The following is a 10,486-nucleotide window of genomic DNA, read 5'->3' as shown; positions in this document are numbered from 1 at the left end:
GAATGTGCGACGGATTCAACGGTCAATCCGGTGCTGCTGACCTACTCGCTGGCGTCCACAGCCCGGCGCTATGGGGCAAGGCTTCGAACCCATACGCCCGTCACCGGTATTCAGCTCGATGAGGAAAGGGAAGTACGCGCCGTCGAAACCTCGGAGGGCAGAATCCGCACGAACACAGTCATTAATGCGGCCGGGGTTTGGGCGAAGCATATCGGACGGATGGTGGGCATCGATATTCCGATCGAGCCCCGCAAGGGACACATTCTTGTCGCATCCCGGTGGGCGAACATCGGGAAACGGAAGGTGATGGAGTTCGGATATTTGATGAGTAAATTCGGCGGCACTCGCACCGTGGACCCCAAATTCGACCGATATGGCGTTGCGCTCGTCTTCGAGCCTACCGCTTCGCAAAACTTCCTGATCGGCTCCAGCCGCCAATTTGTCGGGATGGATAGCGGCGTAGATCAGCAGGTCATCAGCTTGATTGCGGAAAGAGCCATTCGTTTTTTCCCTGTGCTGGAACAGATTCCGCTCCTGAGAACCTATGCGGGACTGAGGCCGTGGACGGCGGATCATCTGCCGATCGTTTCCGCAATCGACGAAGTCCCAGGATTCTATGTGGCGGCGGGACATGAAGGGGACGGGATCAGCCTGGCCGCCGTAACCGGGAAAGTGATCAGCGAAATGCTGAGCGGGTCGGAGACCTGCATTCCGGTGGACCGTCTTCGTTATGACCGATTCCGGAGCAAGCCGCACCCCCAGGAGGTGATTCGATGAGATGGACCAAGATGGTCACCACGATCGACACGCACACCGGCGGGAATCCGACCCGGACCGTCATGTCCGGGGCTCCGGAACTTTTCGGGAAAACGATGACCGAGAAGATGGTATACATGTCCGAGCATCATGACGATTTCCGCCAAGCGCTGATGTTCGAACCCCGCGGACATGAGGTCATGTCCGGCTGCATCTTGACTCCGCCATGCGATGAGAATGCCGACATTGGCGTGGTGTTTATCGAAACCGGCGGGTATTTGCCGATGTGCGGTCACGATACGATTGGGCTGTGCACGGCGCTGATTGAGTCGGGATATTATCCGGCAACCAAGGACGTCATCCGGCTCGACACACCGGCCGGCCTTGTGGAAGCCAGGCTTGAGATCGAGAGAGGAAAGGTCCGACAGGTCACCTTTACGAACATTCCTTCTTTTCTCTACAAGCAGGATGTCCGGGTGCAGGTCGGCGATCTTGGTGAGGTCTCCTTGGATCTGGCCTATGGCGGCAATTTTTACGGGCTCGTCGATGCCCGATCACTGCATTTGCCGCTGGTTCCCCAGCGGGCTTCCGAGATCGTTCGCACCGCCGTCCGGATCCGCGACGCGGTGAATGACAGCTTTGAAATTGTACATCCCGAAATTCCTGTCATTCGCGGACTGACCCATATCGAGTTCTACAGCGATCCTGTATCGCCAGATGCCCACTGCCGGAATACGGTCGTCGTCCCTCCCGGGGGGATTGACCGCTCCCCCTGCGGAACGGGCACATCCGCCAAAGTAGCTGTGCTGCGTGCCAAGGGCGAACTGGCAATCGGAGAGGAATTCGTCCATGAGAGCATCGTGGGTTCGATGTTTCGCGCCCGTGTCCTGGAAGACACGACCGTCGGCCATCTGCCGGCCGTGATTCCGCAGATTTCCGGCTCGGCTTGGGTGATGGGCTTTCACCAATTCATTCTTCAGGAACGGGATGAACTGAATACGGGGTTCTTCCTGCTCTAAACATCACTACGATGGGGGCCAGCACTATGGAAACGAAAAAATGGTATGCGGCGATCGATGTGCATTCCTGCGGACAGCCGCTGCGGATCATCACGGGCGGTTTGCCGGAATTGCCCGGCACAACAATGCGCGACAAGGCTTTATTTTTTCAGCGGCATGAGGATGACGCAAGGAAGCTGCTGATGTCGGAGCCGCGCGGCCACTATGCAATGACCGGTGCTATCGTTACAGCGCCGGTGACGCCGGAAGCGCGATTCGGTTTGCTGTTCCTGAACCAGCAAGGACTTGCATCCGTCAGCGGACACGGAATCATTGCGGCGGTCACGGCTTGGACCGCGACGGGGCAAATCGCCCCGTCCGATGCGGCGGCGGGTATACTGATTGATTGCCCGTCGGGAACCGTCCAGGTGGTCGCTGAAGTGGAGGGAGACGAGGTTCAGTCGGTGTCGTTCCGGAATGTGCCCAGTTATGTGCACACGGAGCGATTTCCTGTGACGATCCAAGGGAGGGAAATCAGGGTGGACGTCGCTTTTAGCGGTGAATTTTTTGCCGTGGTGGATATAGGCGAGTTCGGAGCGACTTCCTTTGAGCCCCATCAGCTTAGGGATTGGGCAGGTATGATCCGTAGTGAAGCCGAAAGCCGGCTTGAACTTCAGCATCCGCAGCTGGATTGGATATCCGGTATTCACGGCGTATTCTTCTATCAGCGGGATGAGCCAGATCGTCTGTCCTTCCGCAGCGCATGCGTCTTTGCCGGAGAGCAGCTTGACCGGTCGCCGGGCGGTGCTGGAGTATGCGCTCATTTGGCGGTCCTTAGCTCCCGCGGACGGCTCGAACCCGGACAGCAGGCCGTGTATCAGGGGATCAGCGGGGTTCAGGTCATAGGAAGCATCGCCAGAGACAGTCTTCTGGCTGGCAATAAAACCATCATTCCACAGCTTACGGGAACCGCCCATGTACTTGGTTTCATGAATTTCGTATTGGATCCGGACGACCCGCTACCGGATGGGTTCGTACTGAATTAGCCTTACAAATATCAACTTGAATCATGAGAGGAGACATCTTGATATGACAAGATTTGAAGGGGTTTATGTGGCGATTGTCACACCGTTCACAGCAGCATTTGAAGTGGACTATAAGCGTCTCGCTGAGCTGTGCGACTGGCTTATCTCGCAGGGCGTCCACGGCTTGGTTCCGACAGGATCGCTAGGGGAATATGCCACGTTGACAAATGAGGAGCGGGCAAAGGTCGTTCATACCGTCATTGAAGCCGCTGCGGGACGCGTACCGGTTGTCGTCGGTTCAGCCGCGCCGTCCACGAAGCAAGCCGCCGAGTGGGTCCGGCATGCCAAGGATTCGGGCGCTGCAGGCGTTATGGCCCTGCCGCCGATCCAGTACCGTCCGCTGGAACATGAAGTTATTGCCCATTATGAAGCGCTGAATGAAGTCGGGCTGCCGATGATCGCCTACAATAATCCCCATGATTATAAGGTCGATTTGACGCCGCAGCTGCTCGCCAGGCTTTCCAGACTGGAGCATCTTGTGGCGGTGAAGGAGTTTTCGGGCGATATCCGCAGAGTGCACGACATCCTGGAATATACCGATTTGGATGTGCTGATTGGCGTCGACGACTTAGCTATGGAAGGTCCGCTGATGGGGGCCGTGGGCTGGATTTCCGGGGTGCCGAACGCGCTGCCTAAGGAAGGCGTGGAGCTTTTCAATCTGGCTAGACAAGGGAAGGTGCAGGAAGCGACCACGCTATACCGCCGCCTGCTCCCAATGTTCCATTATGATGCGAGTCCCCAGTTAGTGCAGTCGATCAAGTACATGATGGAGCTCGCCGGATTCCCGGTCGGTCCAACCAGACCTCCGCGTCTTCCGCTTCCGGAAGTTGAGTATGAAGCGATTCAAAGGGCATTTGAGCATGCCGTTAACCACCAACCTGCCGGTGAAGCGAAGAGCTCTTAAGAAGAGATTGAAAAAGGAGGGTTAGCTATGGTACACAGCCGAAATTGGATTGGCGGAGAGTGGTTCACCCCCGCGTCGGATGAGCTGGCCGTGAAGAACCCGTCCAACATTCATGAGGAGATCGGGGTGCTTCATCTGTCGGATGCATCGCATATCGCTCAGGCGGAGCAGGCAGCCCGAGCCGCATATCGTTCCTGGTCCCGTTTGACCGGTGCCGCCCGAGGTGAGCATTTGTATCGCATGGCGGCTGCGCTCGAGTCCGCCTCCGCGGATGTCGCCCGCCTCGCCAGCATGGAAATGGGGAAGCCGATCACCGAAATGCAAGGCGAAGTCATCCGGGGAGTCAACCTGCTTCGGTATTACGCGGCGGAAGGCGTCCGCTCTAACGGAGTGGTCATCCCCGCAAGCGAGCCGAACGTGCTCCAGCATACGAAGAAGGTTCCTTTGGGCGTGGTAGGTGTCATTACGCCATGGAATTTCCCGGTGGCGATACCGTTATGGAAAATCGCACCTGCGCTCATTTGCGGCAATACGGTGGTCTGGAAGCCAGCGGAGAACGCCTCATTGACCGCCACCCTGCTGTGCGAAGTTTTTGCGGCAGCAGCTCTTCCGCCAGGCGTCCTGAACCTGGTGGTCGGCAAAGGAAGCAGGATCGGCGACGCCCTTCTGGAGCAGATTTCCCTTGACGCCGTAAGCTTTACTGGCTCAACGGCGACAGGAACCCGCATCGCCCAAATTTGTGCGAAACGAAACATCAAGTATCAGACCGAAATGGGCGGGAAAAATGCGGCCGTGATCCTGAATGACGCCGACCTGGAGAAGACGGTCCCGATGATTGTGAGCGGCGCGTATCGTTCGGCCGGCCAGAAATGTACGGCAACCAGCCGAATCATCATTGAATCCGGAATTTATGACGCTTTTATTGAAGCGATGAAGAAGGCGATCGATGGAATTAAGCTGGCTTCATCGCTGGATCCGTCGGCTTATCTTGGACCTGTCGCTTCCGCAAGCCAGTATGAAACGGTAATGTCCTATGTGAAGCTTGCGCGGGACCAGGCTGAAATCGTAGCTGAAGGCCGCTCTGCCGAGGCGAACGAAGAGGGGTATTATATTCCGCCGATCGCAGCAGCCGGCGTGGATCCAGGCCATCCACTGATTCAGGAAGAAATTTTCGGACCGGTTACCGCGATGTTGAAGGCTGCCGATTTCGACGAGGCGATCGCATTATGCAATCAATCCCTGTACGGACTCAGCGCTTCATTGTTTACCCGGGATTTGTCTTACGCGCATCGTTTCCTGGATGAAGCTCAGGCCGGGATGGTCCGCGTCAACCAGGAAACAGCGGGCGTGGAATATCAATCCCCGTTCGGCGGCTTGAAGCTGTCGAGCTCGCATTCGCGCGAGCAGGGGCAAGCCGCGCTCGATTTTTATACCGAGCTGAAAACCTGCGCCATCCGGTATTGGTAGGAGGCCGGCCATGAATACATCAAACCTGATCGTTTGCCGTTGTGAAGAAGTGACCTTGGAACAATTGGAGGAAGCCTACCAATCGGGCTGCTGTACAGCCAGGCAGATCAAGATGAAGACGAGAGCGACAATGGGAGCCTGCCAGGGCCGGGTATGCAGACAGATGCTCGACGCCTGGGTTCATTTGAAGAACCCGCAGTTACCCCGGGATGCGGAGCAGCTGTCTTACCGTCCGCCGATCCGTCCCGTCACGTTCGGGCAGCTGGCGAAGGGAGAGGTGTAATGGACAGAATCGAAAATCATCCGATCTTGGGGCCGAGGAAAACAAAGCGGGAACCCGTAGATTTTACGTTTAACGGTGAGAAATGGGCCGGGTTGAAAGGCGAGCCGATTGCGGCAGCGCTGCTCGCCGTGGGCATACGGACACTGCGTCGGCATGAGGAATCCGGCAGCCCCCGCGGTCTGTACTGCTCTATCGGACACTGTATGGAGTGCCGCCTGAACGTGCAGGGCAAAGGCACGGTGAGAGCCTGCTTGACTCCTTTGGAAGCGGGGATGTGCATCTCTGAAGGGGAACGGCTTCCCAATGAGATTACGGGGAGGAGGCTACCATGACGCCGGCGATTCCTTTTGATCTATTGATCGTCGGTGCAGGCCCGGCAGGATTGTCGGCGGCTGTGGAAGCTGCCAGCCGCGGTCTCTGCGCTGCCGTGGTGGACGAATTTCCCGAACCGGGCGGGCGCATGTTAGGGCAGTTTCACGAGGAGAAAGGGCATTGGTGGGTCGGAAGACAGGTGGCCGAGCAGCTTCTCGACAAGTGCTCCGCGCTAGGAGTGAAGCTTCGGTGCGGAGTATCCGTCCACAGCATAGTGCGAAGCGGCGCCGTTTGGGTCCTGAAGACCTCAGAAGGATCTATGCAGGCCAGGAACGTTTTACTCGCCACCGGAAGTGCCGAAATTCCCCATCCCCTGCCGGGGTGGACGCTACCGGGCGTCATGTCGATCGGCGCCGCACAAGTGATGGCCAATGTCCATTACGTCAAACCGGGACGCCGTGGCTTAATCATAGGCGTCAATGTGCTCGCCATGGCGATCTCCCGCGAGCTGTCGGTGAGCGGCGTTTCGATCGCAGGGATTGTCCTGCCCGGGATTGGGCCGATAACCGGCAAAGAAGCATCGCCAAAAGAGAGCCTGAAGGAACTGATGGGATTGGCCCATTTGGCGCCGTCACCGCTGATGAGGATCGGAGGAAAAGCTGCAAACGCTTTGGGGATGGCGGGTTTCGTATCGAGGTTCATTCCAAGGAGCGGGATCAAGATTTGGGATATCCCCTTACGTTTGCGAACCGTTGCCGTATCCATTAACGGGCGCAGCCAGGTTCAATCGGTCACCCTTGCGGATGTCAACGGAGAAGGCGCCGTTATTCCGGGAAGCCAGCGGGAGGAGCTTGTCGATTTTGTGGCAATAGCCGGAGGGTTATACCCTTTGGCCGAATTGGCGTCGGTAGCCGGCTGCCCGTTTGTGTATGCGGAAGAGCTGGGGGGCCACGTACCGGTTCACGATGAGCAAATGCGGACTCCGGTCGAAGGTCTGTACGTAGCCGGAAATATTACGGGGATCGAGAGCGCGCTGGTAGCCATGGCTCAAGGGCGCCTTGCGGCCGCCACAATTTGCGGTGACGCAGGCCTGCTCGGTCAACATCATGAGCGCGAAGTGCTGGAAGCCATGCAGGATGTCCGACGCGTGCGCGCCTCCGCGCTCATTCAATTCCGGCCGGGCATCCAGGAGGCCAGGGAGCAATTTTACCGGAAATGGGGCAGGTTTCAGAGGGAGAAGCACGGGATCGAAGGGGAGGGAATGGAATAATTTTTAGCCCGATCGCAATGGAGGTCATGCGGCTTCCCAACATGGAAAAACCCTGCAAACCGAAAAAAACGTAAGGTAGAGCTTTAGAAGGGTACATGGCTATTCTCCTTTTACGGCAGCAAAAAAGCTCCCATGGAACTACAGATCCACGGAAGCTTGTAGCTTCGATACTGAGGAGCGCGAAAGAGCGCCTGCCTCCGACCGAAGTGCTGCTTGTTGTTCTGATGTTCTGAAGTGGGAAGCAGGAAAAAGGCGCAGCGAATCAAAGCTCTGCTGATTGACAGAACGTCAAAGATGGCGATTTCCTGCTCTCGTATGCGATTACGCTTGCACTTCAGAACGACCAGTGAGGAGCATATCCTGTCGATTCCCCTTTTGTTTACCGATTGTAAGTGTACATATTCTATCACGCTGAATTTCTGAAGACAATATGACTTATGTGTTGATTAAAAATAAAATTTCATTTGAACTCGAGGGTATCTGAATGCCTCATTCATTGCCCGTCCGAAGAACTTTAATGACCGCAGCAAGCTCTTCGTTTTCGTATCCGGCTTGTATCGCCTTTTCGTATAATCCCTTGGCGAAATTGGGGAAATCCGGATTGATCCGTGCTTCGCGCGCCTGCTTCACCCATAACTCTGCTGTTGACATGCATGTTTTGACCGAGCTTTGCGGCTGATCATAAGTCTCCGACTGAATCACATCTCCTTCATGCTTGATCATTTGCCCGAAAACAGGGGAGATGTCGGCTATCATAGAACCGAACGTATCGACCCGGTGGCCTTCGGATTCAAGAATGCGCGCGCCGTGAAAGAAGCCGAACATCGAGCCGAACATCGTGGAAAGGGCGGCCAAATCCCATGCAGAGGCAGATCCAACCGATTCGCCCAGATATATCAGGTTTCCGGCTAATACTCTAAGAACCGGCTCACTCCGCCGATATGCGCTTTCCGAGCCTGACAGGAATATAGGTGTATCAGGCATTCCTATCTGAGGAGGTGTCGCCATAATGGCACCGTCCAGATAATCGGCACCCTGCTCATGAGCCCACGCCTCGCTGTTCCGTGCGTCTTGAGGAGTCCCCGTGCTGAGCTCCACCAATAACTTACCGTCCATTCTAGCAGCCACATTCTCTGATCCCAAAATGCTCCGCGATATCTCATAGGTTGCCACGCATACGATAATGATTGGGCTGGCATTCACAGCAAGTGCGGCATCGGGTTCAAAAACCGCTCCTTCCTGAACGATAGCCCTTGCCTTCTCGCTTGTCCGGTTCCAGACCGTCACCTTCTTGCCGCTGCGCAGCAAGGTCCGGGCTAACGCTGAACCCATAGGACCCGCCCCAATAACCGTTATATCACTCATGTTTGTTGATTCCTCCCCGTGTATTCTGCCGTAGTTTCGTGTGTAGTAACGTCCCTCGGCAATATCATTGTAAGGCAGGATCGACTTGGCGTATAATGATTGAAAATCATGCAAGCATCATTATTATTGATACCGAAATGAGGGTTGGTCGTAAATGGAGCTATCGGATCTGAAGGTGTTTCTGGCCATCGCAGAAGAACGGAACATTTCCCGGGCTGCCGAACGATTGGGCTACGTACAATCGAATGTGACGGCAAGGATTCGCAAGTTGGAAGAAGAGCTAGGTCTTCCCTTATTTTACAGACATCCTAAAGGTGTAACGTTGACCGATAAAGGAGTGACCTTCAGTGAATACGCGAAGAACATTCTGAATTTGTCGGAAGAAGCGGTGCAAAGTCGTTAAAGAAACGGAATTTCCTAGCGGACCGCTTGCGATCGGTGTTGGTTGACAGTGTAACTTGTCTGGATTTCATGGATACCCTGGCTGAATTTCAACGTCGGTATCCCGATGTTTCGCTGTCCATTTGGTCCGGGACGTCATCGGATCTTCTGACTAAAGTGCTGGACCATCAATTGGATGGAGCGTTCGTGATCGGCGAATTTGACTCTCCTTACCTTGTTTCAGAACATATCCAGCGCGAAGAATTAACTTTGGTAACCCCGCCACATATGCGCGGGTTCCCGGATTTGTCACAGACGAGATGGGCCGTATCGCCGGCAGGCTGTCCATTCAGGCGGGCATTGGAGGCCTGGCTGCGAAACGAGGGAGTTTCTTTCGATAACATCATCGAATTCAGCTCGCTGGAGACGCTGATCGGATGCGTACGCTCCGGACTTGCTGCCACGCTGCTGCCGGCTTCCGTCTTAGCAGTGGACTATTCAGCATTCAGTTCATTCCCGATTCCGGAACAGTACAGGTATACGCAGACCTGCCTTATCCGCCGCAAAGATCGTTATTCCAGCAAAGCGTTCGTTGCATTCTCCAAATTAATAGTTGATTCCATGGCTGTGTAATGATGGAGTGGAGAAAATCAGACAGCGTCCTTATAGGAGGTACACACGAAGAGCCGCCAATCAGGCGGCTTTTTTGCTGCTTGTATGCGTGTCTGGTTTGCATCAGGATACCGTCGGCAGATGCTGTTCCAGCAGCATCACCAATTGCTTAACCATCTCTTCTGGCGGATACGGCATCGAATTTACGATCCACCATTCCACCAGACCCGTGATAGCAGCTGCCACGAATTGTACCGTGATCTCCCGATTCGCTCCATGCGGAAGGCCATAAGATTGAACCTGCTCCTCGACACCCCTAGTGATGAAAGCCATCATTTGACCTCTGAACGCGTGGGTTCCTTTTCTTGTCAACAACGTTTCGTAGATGTGCGCATGCCGTTCCAAATATTCAAACGTTTCAAGCAGCGGGCCATCGGACGCAAACAAGGTTGTGTCTTTTCCAGGCATGCAGGTCTCGTACAATTGCTTTAAGTAGCTGTCGATACACTGATCCAGCAAGTCGTATTTGTCGGCATAGTGCAAATAAATGGTCCCCCGGTTCACATTGGCCCGATCTGCAATTTCGTTGATCGTAATATGCTCGATTTTTTTCTCCTCCAACAATTCGACGAAGGCTTTGAGTATCGCTTCCCGCGTTTTTGCAATCCGTCTATCCATCGTTTCTCCTTTTTTTGAACACTCGATATGTGCTTGTTGATTTATCGACAAAAGCAAGAACATTACCGATTGATGCATTTTTATCGCATTGATATGCTAAGTCTAATCAACATTTGTTGATAAATCAATATTTGTTAAAATGCTGAAGCGGAGGAGTATTCATGAGCATATTGGTATATGGGGCAGGCGTCTTAGGCAGCTACTTGGCGCACGTACTGGTGCGCGGAGGCCATGCTGTGACTGTACTGGCCAGAGGCAAGCGGGCGGAGGAGCTGGAGCAGAGCGGCCTCGTTATCCGCCACTTATTTCAGCGACAAAACGACGGTCGACCGGATCCGGGTTATTCGTACATTGGACGCTGAGGAAAGCTTCGAT

General features: G+C 54.9%; 12 protein-coding genes and 1 pseudogene. 11 read left to right on the top strand and 2 right to left on the bottom strand.

Annotation, left to right across the window (positions count from 1 at the left end):
- From CPT76_RS11035 to CPT76_RS11000, 8 genes are all read left to right on the top strand, one after another.
- Positions 1-777, top strand: a 777-nt coding sequence (locus CPT76_RS11035) for an NAD(P)/FAD-dependent oxidoreductase (RefSeq protein ID WP_146116292.1), incomplete at its 5' end; no start/stop codon positions are given.
- Entirely contained in the window at positions 774-1,775 is a 1,002-nt protein-coding gene (locus CPT76_RS11030; RefSeq protein WP_105442954.1) for a proline racemase family protein, read from the top strand. The genes CPT76_RS11035 and CPT76_RS11030, both read left to right, overlap by 4 nt.
- 26 nt (positions 1,776-1,801) lie before the next feature.
- A complete protein-coding gene (locus CPT76_RS11025; RefSeq protein ID WP_181152793.1) occupies positions 1,802-2,800 on the top strand; it encodes a proline racemase family protein in 999 nt (332 codons plus the stop codon).
- A gap of 43 nt (positions 2,801-2,843) precedes the next feature.
- Positions 2,844-3,743: a dihydrodipicolinate synthase family protein gene (locus tag CPT76_RS11020; RefSeq protein WP_105442952.1), complete on the top strand. Its 900-nt coding sequence runs from the start codon at positions 2,844-2,846 to the stop codon at positions 3,741-3,743.
- Positions 3,744-3,770: 27 nt separating this feature from the next.
- Positions 3,771-5,210: an aldehyde dehydrogenase family protein gene (locus CPT76_RS11015; protein ID WP_105442951.1), complete on the top strand. Its 1,440-nt coding sequence runs from the start codon at positions 3,771-3,773 to the stop codon at positions 5,208-5,210.
- 10 nt (positions 5,211-5,220) lie between these two features.
- Positions 5,221-5,493 carry a (2Fe-2S)-binding protein gene (locus CPT76_RS11010; RefSeq protein WP_105442950.1) on the top strand — a complete coding sequence of 91 codons (273 nt, stop codon included), beginning with the start codon at positions 5,221-5,223 and terminating at the stop codon, positions 5,491-5,493.
- Positions 5,493-5,825 (top strand): (2Fe-2S)-binding protein, encoded by a 333-nt coding sequence (locus CPT76_RS11005; RefSeq protein WP_105442949.1) that lies wholly within the window; start codon positions 5,493-5,495, stop codon positions 5,823-5,825. The genes CPT76_RS11010 and CPT76_RS11005 overlap by 1 nt, the downstream gene beginning before the upstream one ends.
- Positions 5,822-7,075, top strand: a complete 1,254-nt coding sequence (locus tag CPT76_RS11000) for an NAD(P)/FAD-dependent oxidoreductase (RefSeq protein ID WP_105442948.1) — start codon at positions 5,822-5,824, stop codon at positions 7,073-7,075. The genes CPT76_RS11005 and CPT76_RS11000 overlap by 4 nt, the downstream gene beginning before the upstream one ends.
- 489 nt (positions 7,076-7,564) lie before the next feature.
- Here CPT76_RS11000 and CPT76_RS10995 read toward each other — a convergent pair whose 3' ends face one another.
- Positions 7,565-8,464: an NAD(P)-dependent oxidoreductase gene (locus CPT76_RS10995; RefSeq protein WP_483870064.1), complete on the bottom strand. Its 900-nt coding sequence runs from the start codon at positions 8,462-8,464 to the stop codon at positions 7,565-7,567.
- Positions 8,465-8,594: 130 nt separating this feature from the next.
- Here CPT76_RS10995 and CPT76_RS39430 point away from each other — a divergent pair, with 130 nt between their 5' ends.
- Both CPT76_RS39430 and CPT76_RS39425 read left to right on the top strand, forming a co-directional pair.
- Positions 8,595-8,843, top strand: a complete 249-nt coding sequence (locus tag CPT76_RS39430; protein ID WP_258168297.1) for a LysR family transcriptional regulator — start codon at positions 8,595-8,597, stop codon at positions 8,841-8,843.
- A 68-nt stretch (positions 8,844-8,911) separates the two neighbouring features.
- The gene (locus CPT76_RS39425) at positions 8,912-9,454 is read left to right on the top strand and encodes a LysR substrate-binding domain-containing protein (protein WP_258168296.1); all 543 of its coding nucleotides are present in this window, start codon (positions 8,912-8,914) and stop codon (positions 9,452-9,454) included.
- Between the two features lie 102 nt (positions 9,455-9,556).
- Here CPT76_RS39425 and CPT76_RS10985 read toward each other — a convergent pair whose 3' ends face one another.
- Entirely contained in the window at positions 9,557-10,111 is a 555-nt protein-coding gene (locus tag CPT76_RS10985; protein ID WP_105442947.1) for a TetR/AcrR family transcriptional regulator, read from the bottom strand.
- 161 nt (positions 10,112-10,272) lie between these two features.
- On the opposite strand from CPT76_RS10985, the pseudogene CPT76_RS10980 reads away from it, so the two are divergent.
- Positions 10,273-10,486, top strand: a pseudogene (locus CPT76_RS10980) (ketopantoate reductase family protein); the annotation flags it as partial.

Source organism: Paenibacillus sp. AR247 (genome assembly GCF_002968895.1).
GTDB lineage: Bacteria > Bacillota > Bacilli > Paenibacillales > Paenibacillaceae > Paenibacillus_AQ > Paenibacillus_AQ favisporus.
This window is presented reverse-complemented; position numbering and strand designations above follow the sequence as displayed.

Bases quoted from the DNA above. Each gene is read 5' to 3' on its own strand.
- CPT76_RS11030 (WP_105442954.1), top strand. From the start codon at position 774: ATGAGATGGACCAAGATGGTCACCACGATCGACACGCACACCGGCGGG.
- CPT76_RS11025 (WP_181152793.1), top strand. From the start codon at position 1,802: ATGGAAACGAAAAAATGGTATGCGGCGATCGATGTGCATTCCTGCGGA.
- CPT76_RS11020 (WP_105442952.1), top strand. From the start codon at position 2,844: ATGACAAGATTTGAAGGGGTTTATGTGGCGATTGTCACACCGTTCACA.
- CPT76_RS11015 (WP_105442951.1), top strand. From the start codon at position 3,771: ATGGTACACAGCCGAAATTGGATTGGCGGAGAGTGGTTCACCCCCGCG.
- CPT76_RS11010 (WP_105442950.1), top strand. From the start codon at position 5,221: ATGAATACATCAAACCTGATCGTTTGCCGTTGTGAAGAAGTGACCTTG.
- CPT76_RS11005 (WP_105442949.1), top strand. From the start codon at position 5,493: ATGGACAGAATCGAAAATCATCCGATCTTGGGGCCGAGGAAAACAAAG.
- CPT76_RS11000 (WP_105442948.1), top strand. From the start codon at position 5,822: ATGACGCCGGCGATTCCTTTTGATCTATTGATCGTCGGTGCAGGCCCG.
- CPT76_RS39430 (WP_258168297.1), top strand. From the start codon at position 8,595: ATGGAGCTATCGGATCTGAAGGTGTTTCTGGCCATCGCAGAAGAACGG.
- CPT76_RS39425 (WP_258168296.1), top strand. From the start codon at position 8,912: ATGGATACCCTGGCTGAATTTCAACGTCGGTATCCCGATGTTTCGCTG.
- CPT76_RS10985 (WP_105442947.1), bottom strand. From the start codon at position 10,111: ATGGATAGACGGATTGCAAAAACGCGGGAAGCGATACTCAAAGCCTTC.